An 18,849-nucleotide genomic window follows, 5' to 3' on the forward strand; every position below is an offset into this window, starting at 1 on the left:
GAGATGTTGGCCGGTCGGCCGGTGGCCTCCAGGGCCCCGGGCCGGCCGGGAGCGGGACGCCGTGGAGGTGGCGAGATGTCTGATCCGGCCAAGGTACGCCGGCACGCGGAACGAGTGCGTGAGCTGGTCGCTTCGGTGGTGCGGAGCCAGATCAAGGACCCGCGCCTGGGCATGATCACCATCACCGACGCCCGGATCACCGCCGACCTACGCGACGCGACGGTCTTCTACACGGTGCTGGGTGACGCGGTGGCCCAGGCGGACACCGCGGCAGCTCTGGAGAGCGCCAAGGGGTTGCTGCGCAGCACGGTCGGCAAGGCGCTCGGGCTGCGGCACTCGCCCACGCTGACGTTCGTCCTCGACGACGTGCAGGATCAGGTCAAGCACATCGACGACCTGCTCGCCGCCGCCCGCAATGCCGACGCGGAGGTGCAGCGGCTCGCCGCGCGCGCCGAGTACGCGGGCGACGCGCAGCCGTACCGCGTCGAGGACGAGGACGAGGACGACGAGACGGGCGAGGAGGCCGACGTGGCCGCCGACGCCACGGAGACCCCCCGGGGTGGGGCGGCGCGGTGACGGGCGCCGCCGGTGCCCAACTCGCCGCGACGGTCGACGTCGGCCCGTCCGAGGCGGACTGGGCGGCGGCCGAGGCGCTGATCCGTGCTCTCCCGTCGACCGCCCGGGTGCTGCTGATCTGCCACGTCAACCCGGACGGCGACGCGCTGGGCAGCATGCTCGGCTTCGGTCTGGGCCTGCGTCAGTTCGGCGTACAGCGGGTGCAGGCGACCTTTCCCGGGCCGCCGGAGGTGCCCGAGCCGTTGCGGGGTCTGCCCGGGTTGGAGCTTCTGGTCCCGGCGGGCGACGCCGATCCCGCGCCGGACCTGGTGATCTGCTTCGACGCGGCCAGCGAGTCGCGCCTCGGTGCGCTGGCCGACCGGCTGTCGACGGCCGGTGCGGCGCTGGTGCTCGACCACCACGCCTCGAATCCGGGCTTCGGCACGGTCAACCTGATCGACCCGGGCGCCGCCGCCACGTCGGTGGTCGCCGACCGGCTCCTGGCCCGGCTGGGCGTGACGACGGACCGGGCCATCGCCGAGTGCCTGTACGTGGCGCTGACCACGGACACCGGCTCGTTCCGCTTCGAGGCGACCACTCCGGCCGTACACCAGATGGCCGCCCGGTTGCTCGCCACCGGCATCTCGCCCGGTGACATCTCCCGGCGCGTCTTCGACACCCGACCCTTCGGAGCGGTTCGGCTCTTCGGCGAGGTGCTCGGCCGTGCCTGTCTGGAGCCGGGCGCCGCCGACGGCCGGGGGCTGGTGTGGACTACCGCCACCCTCGACGACCTGGCCCGCCACGGCCAGCCGCCGTACGTGCTGGAGGCGCTCATCGACTCGGTGCGGTGCACCGCCGAGGCGGACGTGAGCTGCGTCCTGAAGCAGACCGCGCCCGACGAGTGGGCCGTGTCGATGCGCAGCAAGGGCGCGGTGGACGTCAGTCGCGTGGCGGTCGCGATGGGCGGGGGCGGCCACCGGTTCGCGGCCGGGTTCACCGGCCGGGGGAGCGCCGAGCAGGTCGTCGAGGCGATCCGCGGCGAGTTGGGCGCGGCGCTGGTCTCCGGCGTCGGCTGAACCCCGCCGGCCCGCCCGCTGCGGTGGCGCTGGTGCGGGCACGGCAAGTTCAGGGTCAGCTCCGGGGAGTGTTGGCCTTCCCGCGCTGGGTGAGACCGGGAAGAATTGCGGGATGGAGCAGCCGCACGACCTCACCGTGGAGGCCCCCCGAGCCTGGGACCGGCCCGCCGTCTCCGTTCCGGTTCTCCTCTGCCTGTCTCTCGTGGGGGGCCGGTTCGCGTCCTTCTCCACCGAGGCGAATCTCTACACGCTCGGCACCGGCGGGGTGTTGATCTGGCTCGGTCTGAGCAACCGGGTGCCCCGGCGTCCGGCACCGCCGCGGCTGGGCGCGGGGGCGGCGTGGTGGGCCCTGCCGGTCGTGATCTTCGGGGTCTTCGAGGGCGCCACCTTCGTGCTCGCCGTCGGCGACGACTTTCCCACCTTCTCCCGGCTCGCCGACCCCCTGTTGGAAGATCATCTGACCCGGTCGGTGGCGTGGTTCGCCTGGTTGGCCGCGTTCTGGGGATTGGTGCGGCGATGATGCGGGCCCTCGCCATCGGCGGCTTCCTGGCCGCGCTCGTCCTCTTCGCCGTCATCGAGGTGCTGGCCCGTCGGGAGGGCTCCCGGATCCCCACGATGAGCGATGTGTGCGCGTACGTGATGCGCTACGAGGTCGGCTCGGTGCCGGTGGGCAGGATCGGTCTGTTCGGCTTCTGGTGGTGGCTGGGCTGGCACTTCCTGGCCCGGTGAGGCGGGTTGCCGAGAGTCCAAATGGCGGGAACCGTGGGCAGCATATGGACCTGAACGATAACTTGGGAAGTGGCCGGCGCCACGGTGTGGCGCAGGTCGTGGGTGGTGGTGCCACACCTCGCGCCGCCTCCCTCCAGGGTCGGACCGACCCGGGCTCTCGCTGCCCAGTCGGCTGCTCCGGTAACCCCGGACCGCCGTGGGGCGCGCAGCACGACCGCCCGTGAGGGCCGCCGCGTGCCGGTGGCTCGCACCCTGGAAGGAGCGCCACCATGCCGAACAAGCCCAAGCCCGAGACCACCGACGACGCCCGCGAGCAGGCCCGCCGCGCGCTGCAGACGTCGATGGACACCCGCCAGTAACTGACCCCCTGGTAGACCAGCGCGCTCAACACCCACCCGGTCTGCCGATCTTGCATTTGCTGTGGTGACAAAGCTGACCCAAAGGCGCATTTCGCCAGCCCAAAGTGCAAGATCGACGAGGTTGGGCGGCACTGCCGGCTCGACGCGAGGGTAAGCCACTGACGCGCTTGCGATCCTTACCGCGCTCGTGCCAGGATCATCGGCGATGAGCCAGACCGCCACCGTCGACCGATCCGCCTCGCCACGTCGGATCGCGAGCCTCGCCCTGCCGGCGCTGGTGGTGCTCGCCGCCGAACCGCTCTACGTGCTCGTCGACACGGCCGTGGTCGGGCACCTCGGTCGCGTACCGCTCGCCGCGCTCGCCGTCGGCGGCACGGTGATGACGCTCACCGCCTGGCTCGGAACGGTCGTCGCGTACGGCACCACGGGGCGCTCGGCCCGTCGCTTCGGCGCCGGCGATCGAGCGGCGGCGGTGGCCGAGGAGTGCAGTCGTCCTGGCTGGCGCTCGGCGTCGGACTGCTGGTCGCGATCGGCATGCAGATCGGCGGGGGCGCGTTGGCGCGTACCCTCGCCGGAGGTGGTGGCGAGGTGGCCGCCGCCGCCGCTGCGTGGCTGCGCGTCGCGGCGCTCGGCGCCCCTGGCCTGCTGCTCGCCGCGGCCGGCAACGGCTGGCTGCGCGGCGTGCAGGACACCCGCCGCCCGCTGTACTTCGTGCTCGGCCCCAACCTGGTCTCCGCCCTGCTCTGCCCGCTGCTGGTCTACCCCGCCGGCCTGGGCCTGACCGGCTCGGCGGTCGCCAACGCGGTCGCGCAGACCCTCTCCGGCGTGCTCTTCGCCGGGGCGCTGGTCGCCGAGCGGGTGTCGCTGCGGCCCCGGCCGCGCCTGATCCGCGACCAGTTGGTGCTCAGCCGGGACCTGCTGATCCGGGGCCTGGCGTTCCAGGCGAGCTTCCTCTCCGCGACGGCGGTCGCCGCCCGCTTCGGCGCCGCCGCCGTCGGCGCGCACCAGATCGCCCTGCAACTGTGGTTCTTCACGGCGCTGGTGCTCGACGCGCTCGCCATCGCCGCGCAGTCCCTCATCGGCGCCGCGCTCGGGTCGGGCGACGCGGCGGGCGCGCGGGCGCTGGCCCGCCGGATCGGCCTGCTCGGCGGCGTCTGCGGCGTCGCCTTCGCCGTGGTCATCGCCGCCGGCGCGGGCGTCGTGCCGTCCTGGTTCAGCTCCGACGGGCAGGTACGGGAGCAGGCAATGATCGCCTGGCCCTGGTTCGTCGCCATGCTGCCGCTGGCCGGCGTCGTGTTCGCGCTCGACGGCGTGTTGATCGGCGCCGGTGACGTCCGTTACCTGCGCAATCTCACCATCGTGGCGGCGCTCGGCGGCTTCCTGCCGGCCATCTGGCTGGCGTACGCGCTCAACCTGGGACTCGGCGGCATCTGGGCGGGACTCACCCTGTTCGTGGTGATCCGACTCGTCGCCCTGTTGCTGCGGGTGCGCTCCGGCGGCTGGGCGGTGGTCGGGGCGGTTCGCTGACCCGTTCGCCGGTCAGCAGCGGACGGTGGTCGGCGGGGGCGCGTCGAGATCGAAGATCGTGCCCGGGTCGCCCGCGGGTATCCGATCCCCGTGCGTGTCGGCGATCCAGAACTGCTCCTGCACCCAGCCGTCGCGGAGCTTGCCGCAGTCCGCGTTCCAGGTCACCGCGTCCGCCGAGACGATCCATAGGCCCCGAGCGGAAGCCGGCACGTCCTCCGGGTGCGGCACCTTCCACACCACGCGGTCACGCAACGCCACCACACTGGCGCCGGCGGGCGCCCGCAGGTCCACGTCGAAGGGGTACGCCCACACGAACTCCGTGGAGACCTCCAGCATCCGGGTGCCGTTCTCCGTGGTGGCCCGGTAGCTGACCCGTCCGTCGGCCCGGATACCGAGCTCCCACTCCGAGGGCGACGCCATCCGGGTCGCGTAGCGCAGGAAGGCGTTGCCGGTGAAGTCCGACCTGAGCTGCTCCCGAGCGTCCGGGGCGAGCAGCCGGAGGAACGGTTCCGGGTCCCCCGTGAGCATGGACGTGTCAAGTCGGCCCTCGATCAACCCCTTCCGCACCGTCTCCAACGCCGCCGCTACCTGGGCCTTCGTGAAGGGCCCGGTGGCCTTCGCCGCCGGCATCCGGACGGCCTGTTCACCGGGGGCGAAGGCGGCCGCCGGTGAGCCGGCGAACAGGTCCCGCGGTTCGCCCACCCTGCTCAGCGGTGGGGTGCCGCTCGGGGTGGGGGTCGCCGAGGTGGACGTACGGATGCCATCGGCCAGCCGGTCGACGATCACCAGGCCCCCGCCGACCATCGCCAGGGCCAGCAGCAGTCCAAGTCCCAGCATCAGTGAGCCGTTGTGCCGGGCGGAGAAGAAGCGGACCCGTTCCCAGCCGGCGGGCTGGTGCTCGGTCTGCGCCGAGCTCATCCACTCCGGTAGCGCCACCGGGTTGACCTCCGCGACAGCGGCCGGCGGCGGGGGCGGATCGGTCGGGCCCGGGGGTGTGGGCTCGTTCGGCGCAGTCCGCGTCATGGTTCTTCCCGTCAGTAATCGCCGCTGGTGGCCAGCGCGAGCACATAGTAGGCGGCCGTCACCAGGGCGGTGCCGAGGACGGCGGCCACGAGAAAGGACAGCACGGCGACGAGGTGTGGATGCGTTTCGCTCCACCGGGCCCGGTCGCGTCGGCGCCACATCGCGCGGCGGGCCGTCCGCAGCGCCGGCGAACGTTCGATCAGCTCGTCGACGTAGCGTGCCGGCGTCCGCCGCTTCGGTGTCGGATTCCGCATCCACTGCGGCAGATCGACCCGGGCGTGGTGCTCGTGGGCCGGACGACGGTCGGGAGTCATCGCAGTCCTCGTCTGTGAGAGCGGGCGGATGATCTTCGCACCTTCGCGAGGTCGCGGGCCGACCCGTGGGACAAACCGGCCGAACCAGCGAATCGGCCGGCGCTGCGCGAGCGGAGGCTCCGGTCACGGCGGGCGTGCCCACGCAGCGCGCGGTCCGGGTCGTCTGGCAGGCTTGGGCGACGTGAGCACCGATGGTCTGATCGTCGTCGACAAGCCCGGCGGCATGACGTCGCACGACGTGGTGGCGCGGATCCGCCGACTGGCGAAGACGCGGCGGGTGGGGCACGGCGGCACCCTCGACCCGATGGCCACCGGCGTACTGGTGATCGGCGTCGGCCGGGCCACCCGACTGCTGACCTACGTGATCGGTGCGGGCAAGAGCTACACCGGCACCATCCGGCTGGGCCAGGCCACCGTCACCGACGACGCCGAGGGCGACGTGATCGCCACGACCCCGGCCGGTCACGTCACCGAGGAGGCCGTCCACGCCGCGCTGACCGCGCTGAGCGGCGAGGTCGACCAGGTGCCGAGCGCCGTCAGCGCCATCAAGATCGACGGGCAGCGGGCGTACAAGCGGGTACGCGACGGTGAGAGCGTCGACCTGCCCGCGCGTCGGGTGACCATCTCCCGGCTGGAGGTGCTGGCGATCCGCCGCGGCGAGCCGGACGTGGTGGACGTGGACATCGACGTGACCTGCTCCTCGGGCACGTACATCCGGGCCATCGCCCGGGACGCCGGCCTGGCCCTCGGTGTCGGCGGCCACCTCACCGCGCTGCGCCGGACCGCGGTCGGTGGCTTCGCCCTCGCCGAGGCGGCCACCCTCGAGCAGCTCGAGGAGCGCGCCCCGGAGGTGGTGAACCTGCCGCTCGACGCGGCGGCCGACCGGTTCTTCCCCGCCGCGACGCGACCCCCGACGAGGCGAAGGTGCTCGGCCACGGCGGGCCGCTGGACCCGGCCGGCATCGCCGGGCCGTACGCCGTCTTCGGCCCCGCCGGAAATCTGATCGCTATCGTCAGCGAGCGGGACGGCCGGGCCCGCGCGGAGATCGTGCTCGCCCCGGCCTGACAGCCGGCGCTGGCGCTCGGGTTTGTGCACGGCGCGCGTCGACCAGCGTCAACAAGGGGCCCTTCCTATGCACCAGGCGTTAGGAGGGGGCCCTTCCTTACGGAGAGGAACGGCATGCAGCGGTGGCGGGGGTACGACGCGGCGCCCGGAGGATGGGGGCGCTCGGTCGTCACCATCGGCGTCTTCGACGGCGTGCACAAGGGGCACCAGGCGACCATCGGGCACGCCGTGGCCCGCGCCCGGGAGTTGGGCGTGCAGTCCGTGGTGGTCACGTTCGATCCGCACCCGGCCGAGGTGGTCCGCCCCGGCTCACACCCCGCGATCCTCACCGAGCCGGGCCGCAAGGCCGAGTTGATCGAGGCGCTCGGGGTGGACGTGCTCTGCGTGGTGCCGTTCACCCCCGAGTTCTCGCGGCTGCCGCCCGAGCAGTTCGTGCACGACATCCTGGTCGAGCACCTGCACGCGGCGCTGGTGGTGGTCGGCGACAACTTCCGCTTCGGGCACCGCGCGGCCGGCGACGTGGCGCTGCTGGAGCGGCTGGGCCAGACCTTCGGCTTCGGGGTGGAGGGCAGCCCGCTGATCGCCGCGGCCGGCACGGTCTTCTCCTCCACGTACATCCGCTCCTGCGTCGACGCGGGCGACGTGGGCACCGCGGCGGACGCGCTGGGTCGCGCGCACCGGGTGGAGGGCGTGGTGGTCCGTGGTGACCAGCGCGGCCGGGTGCTGGGCTTCCCCACCGCGAACCTGCTCTGCCACCGGTACGCGTCGGTGCCCGCCGACGGGGTGTACGCGGCCCGCATGATCCGCCGGGGCCATCCCGAGCCGCTGATGGCCGCGGTGTCGGTCGGCACCAACCCGACCTTCTCCGGCCGGGAACGGCGGGTGGAGGCGTACGCGCTGGACTTCACCGGTGATCTCTACGGCGAGCGGCTGGCCCTGGACTTCGTGACGCACCTGCGCGGGCAGGTCCGGTACGACTCGATCGAGCCGCTGATCGCCCAGATCGAAGAGGACGTCGAGCGCACCCGGCGCGCGCTGGGCTGATCATCCGGGGTGCCACGCGGGCCCTTGGCCGGGTGTTACCGGCGGGTGCTGGTAGTCTTGCGGAGACGTCGGGTGACCGGCGTGGGGCCTCGCGTGCCTGCTCGACGCCGCGGGTGCGAGGAACCGGTCCGTTCCCGGTCTCGTCGGGACGACGGACACCTACTTGATCAACCCACTGAAACAGGGAGAACATGGCGCTCGACCAGGAAGCCAAGGCCAGCATCCGCGCGGAGTACGCGACCGCCGAGGGCGACACCGGTTCGCCGGAGGTGCAGGTCGCGGTCCTCACCAAGCGGATCGCCGAGCTGACCGAGCACCTGAAGGTGCACAAGCACGACCACCACAGCCGCCGTGGGCTGCTGCTGCTGGTCGGCCGTCGCCGTCGGCTGCTCAACTACGTCCAGAAGAAGGACATCGCCCGCTACCGGACGCTCATCGAGCGGCTCGGTCTGCGCCGGTGACGTGACGGGGGAGCGGCCGTACGGCGGCTCCCCCGACCCGCGTCCCACCTGAAAGAAACACGGGCCGCGCGACCACCCGAGAGGGAGCCGGTCAGCGTACCGGTCTCCGGTAGTGGCCCCCGGGAACCCGGCAGCACGCCGGCCACCCGGGCGCTTCGATCGAAGACCGGCCGGCTGAGCAGCTCCCCGACGTCGTGGGCCCACGACGCGAAGGAGCACGACAACACATGACCGAGACCAAACTCGGCACCGAATCCCGCACCGCCGTGATCGACAACGGGTCCTTCGGCACCCGCGAGATCACCTTCTCCACCGGTCGACTGGCTCGCCAGGCCGCCGGTTCCGTCATCGCCCAGCTGGGCGAGACGGTCGTCCTCTCCGCCACCACCGCCGGCAAGCAGCCGAAGGAGCAGTTCGACTTCTTCCCGCTGACCGTCGACGTCGAGGAGCGGATGTACGCCGCGGGCCGCATCCCCGGCTCGTTCTTCCGCCGTGAGGGCCGGCCCAGCGAGGACGCCATCCTCACCTGCCGCCTGATCGACCGGCCGCTGCGCCCGTCGTTCGTCAAGGGCCTGCGCAACGAGGTCCAGGTCGTCGAGACCATCCTCGCGCTCGACCCGGCGCACCCGTACGACGTCGTGGCGATCAACGCCGCCTCGATGTCGACCAAGCTCTCCGGCCTGCCGTTCTCCGGCCCGATCGGCGCGACCCGCGTCGCGCACATCGACGGCCAGTGGGTTGCCTTCCCGACCCTGGAGGAGCTGGCCCGCGCCACCTTCGACATGGTCGTGGCCGGCCGCACCCTCGAAGATGGCGACGTCGCGATCATGATGGTCGAGGCCGAGGCCACCCCGAACGCCGTGACCCTGATCGCCGGCGGCGCCACCGCGCCGACCGAGGAGGTCGTTGCCAGCGGCCTGGAGGCCGCCAAGCCGGCCATCCGCGAGCTGTGCCGGGCGCAGGCCGAGCTGGCCGAGGTCGCCGCCAAGCCGGTCGCCGAGTTCCCGGTCTTCCTGGACTACCAGGACGACGTGTTCGACGCGGTGGCCGACGTGGCCCGCGCCGAGGTCGCCGAGGCGATCACCATCGCCGGCAAGGCCGACCGCGAGGAGGCCCTGGACCGGGTCAAGGCTCGGGTCGCCGAGGAGCTGGGCGCTCGGTTCGAGGGTCGGGAGAAGGAGCTTTCCGCCGCCTTCCGGTCGCTCACCAAGTCCGAGGTGCGCAACCGCGTGCTGCGCGAGCAGGTCCGCATGGACGGGCGTGGCCCGCGCGACATCCGGGCGCTGACCGCCGAGGTCGGCGTGCTGCCCCGGGTGCACGGTTCGGCGCTGTTCGAGCGCGGCGAGACGCAGATCCTGGGCGTCACCACGCTGAACATGCTCCGCATGGAGCAGATGGTGGACACGCTGTCCCCGGAGAACCGCAAGCGCTACATGCACAACTACAACTTCCCGCCGTACTCGACCGGTGAGACCGGCCGGGTCGGCTCGCCGAAGCGGCGCGAGATCGGCCACGGGGCGCTCGCCGAGCGGGCGCTGATCCCGGTGCTGCCGTCGCGCGAGGAGTTCCCGTACGCCATCCGGCAGGTCTCCGAGGCGCTCGGCTCCAACGGCTCCACCTCGATGGGCTCGGTCTGCGCGTCGACGCTGGGCCTGCTCTCCGCGGGTGTTCCGCTGAAGGCGCCGGTCGCCGGCATCGCGATGGGGCTCATCTCCGACGAGGTGGACGGCAAGACCCAGTACGTGACGCTGACCGACATCCTCGGTGCCGAGGACGCGTTCGGTGACATGGACTTCAAGGTCGCCGGCACCCCCGAGTTCGTCACCGCGCTGCAGCTCGACACCAAGCTCAACGGCATCCCGTCGGACGTGCTGGCCGCCGCGTTGCAGCAGGCCAACGAGGCCCGGCAGGTCATCCTCGGTGTCATGAAGGCGGCCATCGAGGCGCCGGCCGAGATGTCCGACTACGCGCCGCGGGTCACCACCGTCAAGATCCCGGTGGACAAGATCGGCATGGTGATCGGCCCGAAGGGTCAGACCATCAACGCGATCCAGGACGAGACCGGCGCCGAGATCTCCATCGAGGACGACGGCACGATCTACGTCGGCGCCACCAACGGCCCGTCGGCCCAGGCGGCCGTCGACCGGATCAACGGGATCGCCAACCCGACGCTGCCGAAGCAGGGCGAGCGGTTCCTCGGCACGGTGGTCAAGACCGCCGCGTTCGGCGCGTTCATCTCGCTGCTGCCGGGCCGTGACGGCCTGCTGCACATCTCCAAGGTGGGCGACGGCAAGCGGGTCGAGCGCGTGGAGGACTTCCTCAACGTCGGCGACCGGGTCGAGGTCGAGATCGCGGACATCGACGCCCGCGGCAAGATCTACCTGGACAAGGTCCGCCCGGAGGGCGCCGAGGCGCCGGCCGCCGGTGAGGCCGCCGGTGGCGACCGTCCGTCCGGCCGGGACCGGGGCGACCGGGGTCCGCGTGACCGGGGGGACCGCGAGCGTGGCGGCGACCGCGGCGGTCGTGGCCCGGAGCGCGGTGACCGTGGCGAGGGTGGCGGCGGCGAGGGTGGTGGCGAGGGCGGCGAGCGTCCGCGTCGCCGGACCCGGCACAGCTGACCACCAGCACCTGCAACACCCACCCCTCGTCGAACCGGGAGCAACACGTGAGTCGGGCCTTCAGTGCGCCGTTTCCACCGGATCGACGGGGGGTGGCACCGTCTCGGGACACCGCGGCGGGCCGCTCCGGCGGCACCGCCCGCGCGGTGACCCGGACGCTCAGCGACGACCCGCTGGGCGGCACGATACGACGTACCGTGCTGCCCAGCGGCCTGCGCGTGCTCACCGAGGCGATTCCGGCGATGCGCAGCGTCTCGTTCGGCATCTGGGTGGCGGTGGGCTCGCGGGACGAGACCCGCCCGCAGGCCGGTGCCGCGCACTTCCTGGAGCATCTGCTCTTCAAGGGCACCCACAAGCGGACCGCGCTGGAGATCTCCTCGCAGATCGAGGCGGTGGGCGGCGAGACGAACGCCTTCACCACGAAGGAATACACCTGCTACTACGCCCGCGTGCTGGACGAGGATCTGCCGCTGGCGATCGACGTGATGTGCGACCTGGTCGCCGACTCCCTGCTGGAGCCGGCCGACGTGGAGACCGAGCGGGGCGTGATCCTCGAGGAGATCGCCATGCACGACGACGAGCCCGGTGACGAGGTGCACGACCTCTTCGCCCGGGCCGTCTACGGTGACCACCCGCTGGGTCGGCTGATCTCCGGTACCGAGGAGACCGTCACGCCGATGACCCGCCGGCAGATCCAGACCTTCTACCGGGGCCGCTACACGGCCCCGCAGATCGTCATCGCCGCCGCCGGCAACCTCGACCACGCCGCCGTGGTCAAGCTGGTCCGCCAGGCCGTGCGCGGCACGCCGCTGGACAGCGACCCGGCCGCGCCGGCCGCACACCGCGCGGCCACCCCGGCGGTACGCACCAAGCCGGCCACCACCGTGGTCGAGCCGAAGGAGACCGAGCAGGCGCACGTCATCCTCGGCTGCCCGGGCATCGACCGCACCGACGACCGGCGCTTCGCCCTCGGGGTGCTCAACAACGTCCTGGGCGGCGGCATGTCCAGCCGTCTCTTCCAGGAGATCCGCGAGCAGCGCGGCCTCGCGTACTCGGTCTACTCGTACGCCAGCCAGTACGCCGACAGCGGCCTGTTCGCCGTCTACGCCGGTTGCGCCCCGGGCAAGGTGGACGAGGTGCTGGCCCTGACCCGCGCCGAGCTGGCCCGGGTGGCCGCCGACGGCTTGACCGAGGCCGAGGTGGCCCGGGGCAAGGGCATGAGCAAGGGGTCGTTCGTGCTCGGCCTGGAAGACACCGGTTCACGGATGAGTCGCCTGGCCAAGGGGGAGCTGCTCTACGGCGACCTGATGCCGGTGGACGAGCTGCTCCGCCGGGTCGACGAGGTCACCGTCGAGGACGTGAACACCCTCGCCGCCGAGTTGCTGAGCCGGCCGATGTCGCTGGCCGTCGTCGGTCCGTTCGGCGAGGGCGACTTCTCCGGCTGAGGCCGGTCGGGATCTGTCCCGGCCGGAAGGGCACGTCCCGATTGGGATAGGTTGTGCCCCGTGACTGACGAGCAGGGGAAGACCCGGGTCGGAGTTTTCGGTGCCCGTGGTCGGATGGGCGTCGAGGTCTGCAAGGCCGTCGACGCCGCTGACGATCTCGAACTGGCCGCCGCGATCGACCAGGGCGACGGTCTCGACGCCGCGTCCGCCGCCCAGGTGGTCGTCGACTTCACCACGCCGGACGTCGTCATGGACAACCTTCAGTGGTGCATCGCGCAGGGCATCCACGCGGTCGTCGGCACCACCGGCTTCACCGACCAGCGGCTGGAGCAGGTGCGTGGCTGGCTGGCCGACAAGCCCGAGGTGGGCGTGGTCATCGCCCCGAACTTCGGTATCGGCGCGGTGCTGATGATGCAGTTCGCCGCGCGGGCCGCCCGGCACTTCGAGTCCGTCGAGATCATCGAACTGCACCACCCAGGCAAGCTGGACGCCCCGAGCGGCACCGCCACGCACACCGCCCGCCAGATCGCCCAGGCCCGCGCCGAGGCCGGCCTCGGCCCGGTTCCGGACGCGACGAAGGACGAGGTGCCGGGCGCGCGGGGTGCCGACATCGACGGGGTACGCGTGCACGCGGTACGCGCCACCGGACTGGTCGCCCACCAGGAGGTGCTGTTCGGCGGCACCGGCGAGACGCTGACGATCCGGCACGACTCCTTCGACCGGGTGTCCTTCATGCCCGGCGTGCTCCTGGCCGTCCGCGCCGTCCGCACCCGCCCCGGCCTGACCATCGGCCTGGACCCCCTCCTCGCCTAACCCGAGCCCTCGCGCGGGCCCCCTCCGCGATCTTGCAGTTCCTGTCGCGACAAAGGCGGCATTCCCGCCCATCTCAGCAACACAAACTGCAAGATCGCGGCGAGCTGGGCGGCGGGGTTAGCTCGGGAGGGGGGATCGGGGGGTGCGTTGGGTGGGGAGGGTTGGGGCGGTTAGGGGGGCGGGGAGGCCGGTTAGCTTGGCTTCGCCGGCCTGGTTGACCGTGACACTCACCGGGGTGCCGGATACGCGGAAGTTATCCACGCGCACCGCGCCGAAGTCGGGGCCGGCCAGGGGGGCGACGCGGACCGTGCCGCCGGGCACGTCCGGATAGAGGCCCGTCGCGGCCTGAAGGAGCAGGACCGCACCGGCCGCGGCCCACGCCTGTGGACGGCAGGCCGCCGGGTACGGCACCGGGCGGCGCAGCGGCGTCCGGTCGTCGCCGCCGTACAGTTCGGGCATCCGGTAGTCGAACGCCTCGGCCGCCGAGAGCAGCCCCTCGGCCAGGCCGAGCGCCGCCGTCCGGTGCCCGGCGCGAGCCAGTCCGGCGAGCACGATCGCGGTGTCGTGGGTCCAGATCGAACCGCAGTGGTACGACAGCGGGCTGAAGCCGGCGTCGTCGGTGGACATCGTCCGTAGCCCGAAACCGCCGGCCAGCGCGTCCGTGGTGAGCAGGCGGGCGATCTGCGCCTCCTCGTCGGCGTCGAGCAGACCGGTGCCGAGCAGGTGACCGATGTTGCTGGTCAGCGAGTCGACGGGTCGCTTGTCCCGGTCGAGGGCCAGGGCGGGTTGCGGGCCGTACCGGCCGTCGACCCAGAAGCTCTCCCGGAACCGGCGGGCCAGGACGGCGGCGTGTTCGCGCCAGCGGTCCGCGCCGGGGCGGCCGAAGGCGTCCAGCAGTGCCGCGCCGTTCACCGCCGCCTCGTGCGCGTACGCCTGCACCTCGGCGAGCACGATCGGCGCGGTGGCCAGGCTGCCGTCGTGGAAGCGTACGGCGTCGCCCGAGTCCTTCCAGCCCTGGTTGGACAGTCCGTGCCCGGTGGTGTCGACGTACTCGACCAGGCCGTCGCCGTCCGGGTCGGCGTGTTCACCGAGCCAGCGCAGGGCCGCCTCCAGGTGCGGCAGCAGCGGTGCGACCTGCTCGGCGGGCAGGCCCCAGCGCCACGCGTCGTGCAGCAGGTTGATCCAGAGCATGGTGGCGTCGACGGTGCCGTAGTAGGCCGGCGGCAGCCGGAGCCCGTCGTCCGGCAGCGCGAACTCGTGGCGGCGCAGCTCGTGCAGGATCTTGCCGGGTGCCTCCCCGGTGGCCGGGTCGACGCGGGTGCCCTGGCGGCGGGCCAGGACGCGCAGGGTGCCGGCGGCCAGGTCGGTGCCGAGCGGCAGCATCATCCGGGCGGCCCAGAGGCTGTCCCGGCCGAACAGGGTGAGGAACCAGGGGACGCCAGCGCCGAGGAAGACGTCCCCGGGAGCGCCGGTCTCGGCCAGTCGTAGCCCGCGCAGGTCTTCCAGGCTGCGGTCGAGGAGACGGACCAGCCGTCGGTCGTCGGCGGTCACCTCCGGTCGGGCCCACTCCGGCTCGCCGGTCGGGCCGACCACCACGGCGCGGGGGTCCGCGACGGCCACCTCCCATCGCAGCACCGTCTCGCCGCGCGGAGGCAGGTCGATCGGCCAGGTCAGTCGGGGCGCGGTGGCCTGCTCGCCGGTGGTGAGCACGTCGGCGCCCGGCGCGGTGACGGTGACGGTGATCCCGTCGGCGGCCCAGGTGAGCAGGCCCGGCTGGCCGGTCTTGGCCTCCAGTGGTGCGGCGGCGCCACCGGACTTGACCACCTCGATGGGTGCCAGATCGCAGGCGAGGTCGACGCTGACGGTGGCCCGTACGCCGACGGTGGCGGTCGAGACGATCCGCAGCTCCTCGGTGAGGCCGTTGCGGGTGGCCCGGCGGGAGCGGTCGACGCGGACGGTGGGGTCGGGAGTGGGATCGCCGAGCCAGCGGGCCAGACCCACGAAGCGGACGCCGTGCGGGCCGTCCTCGCCGTGGGTGAGCCTCTCCAACTCCTGGTCGTCCACGCGCAGCTCGGCCCGGGAGAGCACGCGGGCGTCGGCGTGGAAGACCCCCTGGACGCCGGTCGGGCGGATCTGCCCGGTCGCGTCCCCCAGCGCGCTGGTGGGGGCGAGCACCACCCCCACCAACTCGTGCAGAAGGGGTTGCAGCTGGCGTTCGGTCACGGTGCGGCTCCAGATCATCGGGGTGCGGGGCGGATGTCTTGACAACGCGTCCCGGGCGGTGCAAAGTGCGAAACATTCCAGAAACTTGAACGATCTAATCCTGCACTATCCGAATTGGATCGTTCAAGACGGCGAGAGGGATTAAGTGCCTGAAAAGGTAACCATCGCGACGGTGGCCCGGCACGCCCGCGTGAGCCGCCAGACGGTCTCCAACGTGCTCAACGCCCCGCACATCGTGCGGCAGGAGACCCGGCAGCGGGTCGAGGACGCGATCACCGCGCTCGGCTACCGGGCCAACCAGGCCGCCCGGCAGATGCGCACCGGCCGGTCCCGACTCATCGCCGCCCGCATCGAACCCACCCGCGACGGCATCAACGGCTCCGTGCTCGACCGCTTCCTGCACGGCCTCACCGAGACCGCCGACGCCGCCGGCTACCGGGTGCTGCTCTACACCGCCACCGACGACGAGCGGGAGGTCGCCACCTACGACGACCTGCTCGGCACGTACGAGCTGGACGCGTTCGTGCTGGTCGGCACCAAGTACGGCGACCCGCGTACCGCCTGGCTCGCCGAACGGGAGGTGCCCTTCGTGACGTTCGGCCGGCCGTGGGACGCGCTCGACGCGCACCCCTGGGTCGACGTGGACGGCGCGGCCGGCACCGCCGCCGCCACCCGGCACCTGCTGGACGCCGGGCACCGGCGGATCGCCTTCATCGGCTGGCCGACCGGCTCCGGGGTCGGCGACGACCGACGTGCCGGCTGGCACGACGCGCTGGACGCCGCCGGCATCGACCCCGCCGGACTGCACCGGGAGACCGAGGACGGTGTCGCCGAGGGCGAACGTCTCACGCGCGACCTGCTCGCCGCCGAGACGCCGACCGCAGTGGTCTGCGCCAGCGACTCGCTCGCGCTCGGCGCTCTCCAGGCGATCCGCGACCTCGACCCGCCGGTCTCGGTGATCGGCTTCGACGACACGCCGGTCGCCGCCGCCATCGGCCTGACCAGCGTCAGCCAACCCCTCGCCGAGGCGGCCGCCCGCTGCGTGGACCTGCTCACCGGCGTCCTCGACGGCAACCAGACACCCACCCCTGTGCTGCTCGCGCCCTCGCTGGCCCTGCGGCACACCGCATAACCCACCCCCCACCAGGAGAAACCCATGGCACCCAGAACCCTCACCCGGGCAGCGGTCGCCGGCCTCGCCGCCGTCGCGCTGCTCGGCTCCGCGGCCTGCGGCAGCGGCTTCGACGACTCCGGCGACGCCGCCCAGTCCAGCGGCCCGGCCAACCTGCAGATCCTCATCGGCTCCTCCGGCGACGCCGAGACCAAGGCCGTGCAGGACGCCGCCGCGAAGTGGGCCAGCAGCTCCGGCAACAGCGCGACGGTCACCCCGGCGCAGGACCTCACCCAGCAGCTCGGCCAGTCCCTCGCCGGCGGCACCCCGCCGGACGTCTTCTACGTCGACGCGGCCCGCTTCGCCGACTACGCGAGCGTCGGCGCGCTGGAGCCGTACGGCGACAAGCTCGCGGACAAGGGCGACTTCTACGAGAGCCTGCGTATGACGTTCAGCTACGACGGCAAGCTCTACTGCGCTCCGAAGGACTTCTCGACCCTCGCCCTGCAGATCAACACCGACCTGTGGGCCAAGGCCGGACTGACCGACGCCGACGTGCCGACCACCTGGGACCAGCTCACCACGACCGCCCAGAAGATCAAGGCGAAGGGGCAGGTGGCCCTGGCGCTCGGCGACACCCGGGACCGGATCGGCGCCTTCCTCGTGCAGAACGGTGGCTGGCTGATGAGCGAGGACGGCAAGCAGCCCACCGCCGACAGCGCGAAGAACCTGGCCGCCCTGGAGTACGTCAAGACCCTGCTCACCTCGGGTCTGGCCAAGTACCCCAAGCAGCTCGACTCGGGCTGGTCCGGCGAGGCGTTCGGCAAGGGCAAGGCCGTGATGACGATCGAGGGCAACTGGATCAAGGGCGCCATGCAGAACGACTTCCCGAACGTGAAGTACAAGGTGGTGCCGCTGCCGGCCGGCCCGGGTGGACAGGGCACCCTCTCCTTCACCCAGTGCTGGGGCATCGCGGCGAAGAGCAAGTACAAGGACCAGGCGATCAAGTTCGTCGAGGCGATGACCGCCGGCGAGCAGCAGTTGACGTTCGCCAAGGCGGTCGGCGTCATGCCGTCGCGCCAGTCGGTGCGCGACCAGTACACGGCCGCCAACCCGGGCGACAAGGTCTTCATCGACGGCGCCGCGTACGCCCAGGGCCCGGTGAACGCGCCGAAGATGGACAGCGTCCTCAAGGACCTCGACACCGGCCTGCAGGGCCTCGCCAACGGTGACCCGAAGACCGTGCTGCAGAACTTCGACAAGAACGCCAAGGCCGCGCTCGGCGGCAGCTGACATGACGGCGGGGGCCCGCACACCAGCGGGCCCCCGCCGCACGTCGACCCGAGAGAGGAAGGGAGGGGAGATGGCAACCGAGACACTGACCGCTGCGGCCACCGCGCCCGGCGCGAGCCGCCGCCGACGCCGTCGTGGCGTTCGCGGCAACGAGAACCTCGCCGGCTGGCTGTTCGTCGCGCCGGTGATCGTCATCCTGGGGCTGTTCCTGCTGCTGCCGATCCTGATGGCGCTCTGGGTCAGCCTGACCGACTGGAACGGTCAGGGCAGCCCGTTCACCGGCGACGTCCCGATCGTCGGGGCACACAACTACACCCAGTTGTTCACCGACGACGGGTTGGCCCGCCGCGACTTCATGACCAGCATCCGCAACACCATGTACTACGTGGCGATCGTCGTGCCGGCGCAGACCGTGCTCGCGCTCGGGTTGGCGCTGATCGTCAACAACCGGATGCTCAGGGGCAAGAGCTTCTTTCGCAGCGCCTTCTACTTCCCCTCGGTCACCAGCTCGGTCGCGATCAGCGTGGTGTTCCTGTTCCTGTTCGCCAACTCGGGCGCGGTGAACGCGCTGCTCGGCTTCGTCGGGATCGACGGACCGGAGTGGTTCGCCGACTCCCGGGGCGTCCTGCACCTGCTGTTCGGCGCGGTCGGCGTCGACACACCCCCGACGGCGCTGACCGACGGCGGTCCGTTCGGGCTGAGCTGGTGGGACTGGCTGGCCGGCCCGAGCGTGGCGATGACCTCGATCATCACGCTGGTCGTCTGGTCCACCTCCGGCACGTTCATGCTGATGTTCCTCGCCGGACTGCAGAACGTCCCGGTGACCCTCGACGAGGCCAGCACCCTCGACGGCGCGTCCCGCTGGCAGCGCTTCCGTCACGTCACGCTGCCGATGATCAGGCCGACCACCTTCCTGGTGCTCACCCTCGGCCTGATCGGCTCCTGGCAGGTCTTCGACCAGGTGTACGTCATGAGCCAGGGCGACCCGGCCAAGACCACCCTCACCCCGGCGTACCTGTCGTACCGGACCGCCTTCCGGGACTTCGACTACGGCTCCGGCGCGGCGATCTCGTTCGTGTTGTTCCTGATCATCATCGTGCTCACGCTGATCCAGCGCCGCGTGCTGGCCGAGCGCGACACCGACCGGCCGCGTCGCGGCTGGTGGCGTCGGCGCGTACCGGAGAGGTCCTGAG

Annotated in this window: 15 protein-coding genes and 2 pseudogenes; 14 read left to right on the forward strand and 3 right to left on the reverse strand. The window is 72.1% G+C overall.

Going from position 1 to position 18,849, the window contains the following annotated elements:
* Positions 1-75: 75 nt before the first annotated feature.
* The 5 genes and pseudogenes from rbfA (at position 76) to ACQP0N_RS07680 (ending at position 4,246) form a co-directional block, all read left to right on the forward strand.
* Positions 76-576: a 30S ribosome-binding factor RbfA gene (gene rbfA, locus ACQP0N_RS07660; protein ID WP_433118720.1), complete on the forward strand. Its 501-nt coding sequence runs from the start codon at positions 76-78 to the stop codon at positions 574-576.
* Entirely contained in the window at positions 573-1,631 is a 1,059-nt protein-coding gene (locus ACQP0N_RS07665; protein ID WP_433118722.1) for a DHH family phosphoesterase, read from the forward strand. Before rbfA ends, ACQP0N_RS07665 begins: the two co-directional genes overlap by 4 nt.
* 112 nt (positions 1,632-1,743) lie before the next feature.
* Positions 1,744-2,151, forward strand: coding sequence for a hypothetical protein (locus ACQP0N_RS07670; RefSeq protein ID WP_355051646.1), 408 nt, complete (start codon positions 1,744-1,746; stop codon positions 2,149-2,151).
* Positions 2,151-2,360 (forward strand): DUF6186 family protein, encoded by a 210-nt coding sequence (locus ACQP0N_RS07675; protein WP_396803935.1) that lies wholly within the window; start codon positions 2,151-2,153, stop codon positions 2,358-2,360. The genes ACQP0N_RS07670 and ACQP0N_RS07675 overlap by 1 nt, the downstream gene beginning before the upstream one ends.
* A 564-nt stretch (positions 2,361-2,924) precedes the next feature.
* A pseudogene (locus tag ACQP0N_RS07680) lies at positions 2,925-4,246 on the forward strand (MATE family efflux transporter).
* Positions 4,247-4,258: 12 nt separating this feature from the next.
* Here ACQP0N_RS07680 and ACQP0N_RS07685 read toward each other — a convergent pair.
* Both ACQP0N_RS07685 and ACQP0N_RS07690 read right to left on the reverse strand, forming a co-directional pair.
* Positions 4,259-5,269, reverse strand: a complete 1,011-nt coding sequence (locus tag ACQP0N_RS07685) for a hypothetical protein (RefSeq protein ID WP_433118724.1) — start codon at positions 5,267-5,269, stop codon at positions 4,259-4,261.
* An 11-nt stretch (positions 5,270-5,280) separates the two neighbouring features.
* Positions 5,281-5,583, reverse strand: coding sequence for a hypothetical protein (locus ACQP0N_RS07690; protein ID WP_433118726.1), 303 nt, complete (start codon positions 5,581-5,583; stop codon positions 5,281-5,283).
* A 181-nt stretch (positions 5,584-5,764) separates the two neighbouring features.
* Between ACQP0N_RS07690 and truB the strand changes: the two are divergent.
* From truB to dapB, 6 genes and pseudogenes are all read left to right on the forward strand, one after another.
* Positions 5,765-6,648: pseudogene (truB, locus tag ACQP0N_RS07695) on the forward strand (tRNA pseudouridine(55) synthase TruB).
* A 114-nt stretch (positions 6,649-6,762) separates the two neighbouring features.
* Positions 6,763-7,692 (forward strand): bifunctional riboflavin kinase/FAD synthetase, encoded by a 930-nt coding sequence (locus ACQP0N_RS07700; protein WP_433118728.1) that lies wholly within the window; start codon positions 6,763-6,765, stop codon positions 7,690-7,692.
* 191 nt (positions 7,693-7,883) lie between these two features.
* Complete coding sequence (gene rpsO / locus ACQP0N_RS07705; RefSeq protein ID WP_007456699.1) at positions 7,884-8,153, forward strand: 30S ribosomal protein S15; 270 nt, start codon at positions 7,884-7,886, stop codon at positions 8,151-8,153.
* Between the two features lie 227 nt (positions 8,154-8,380).
* A complete protein-coding gene (locus ACQP0N_RS07710) occupies positions 8,381-10,771 on the forward strand; it encodes a polyribonucleotide nucleotidyltransferase (RefSeq protein ID WP_433118731.1) in 2,391 nt (796 codons plus the stop codon).
* Between the two features lie 47 nt (positions 10,772-10,818).
* Entirely contained in the window at positions 10,819-12,216 is a 1,398-nt protein-coding gene (locus ACQP0N_RS07715) for a M16 family metallopeptidase (RefSeq protein ID WP_355051653.1), read from the forward strand.
* Between the two features lie 60 nt (positions 12,217-12,276).
* On the forward strand, positions 12,277-13,029 hold the full coding sequence (gene dapB / locus ACQP0N_RS07720) for a 4-hydroxy-tetrahydrodipicolinate reductase (RefSeq protein ID WP_433118734.1): 753 nt from the start codon (positions 12,277-12,279) through the stop codon (positions 13,027-13,029).
* Between the two features lie 117 nt (positions 13,030-13,146).
* On the opposite strand, the gene ACQP0N_RS07725 is transcribed toward dapB, so the two are convergent.
* Positions 13,147-15,252 carry an amylo-alpha-1,6-glucosidase gene (locus tag ACQP0N_RS07725; protein ID WP_433118736.1) on the reverse strand — a complete coding sequence of 702 codons (2,106 nt, stop codon included), beginning with the start codon at positions 15,250-15,252 and terminating at the stop codon, positions 13,147-13,149.
* Between the two features lie 145 nt (positions 15,253-15,397).
* On the opposite strand from ACQP0N_RS07725, the gene ACQP0N_RS07730 reads away from it, so the two are divergent.
* The 3 genes from ACQP0N_RS07730 (at position 15,398) to ACQP0N_RS07740 (ending at position 18,848) form a co-directional block, all read left to right on the forward strand.
* Positions 15,398-16,384 carry a LacI family DNA-binding transcriptional regulator gene (locus ACQP0N_RS07730; protein ID WP_433118738.1) on the forward strand — a complete coding sequence of 329 codons (987 nt, stop codon included), beginning with the start codon at positions 15,398-15,400 and terminating at the stop codon, positions 16,382-16,384.
* 24 nt (positions 16,385-16,408) lie between these two features.
* Positions 16,409-17,656 carry a sugar ABC transporter substrate-binding protein gene (locus tag ACQP0N_RS07735; protein WP_433118740.1) on the forward strand — a complete coding sequence of 416 codons (1,248 nt, stop codon included), beginning with the start codon at positions 16,409-16,411 and terminating at the stop codon, positions 17,654-17,656.
* A gap of 70 nt (positions 17,657-17,726) precedes the next feature.
* Positions 17,727-18,848: a carbohydrate ABC transporter permease gene (locus tag ACQP0N_RS07740; protein ID WP_433118742.1), complete on the forward strand. Its 1,122-nt coding sequence runs from the start codon at positions 17,727-17,729 to the stop codon at positions 18,846-18,848.
* The last annotated feature ends 1 nt before the right edge of the window (position 18,849 follow it).

The organism is Micromonospora sp. CA-246542, from assembly GCF_050942905.1.
Classification (GTDB): domain Bacteria; phylum Actinomycetota; class Actinomycetes; order Mycobacteriales; family Micromonosporaceae; genus Micromonospora.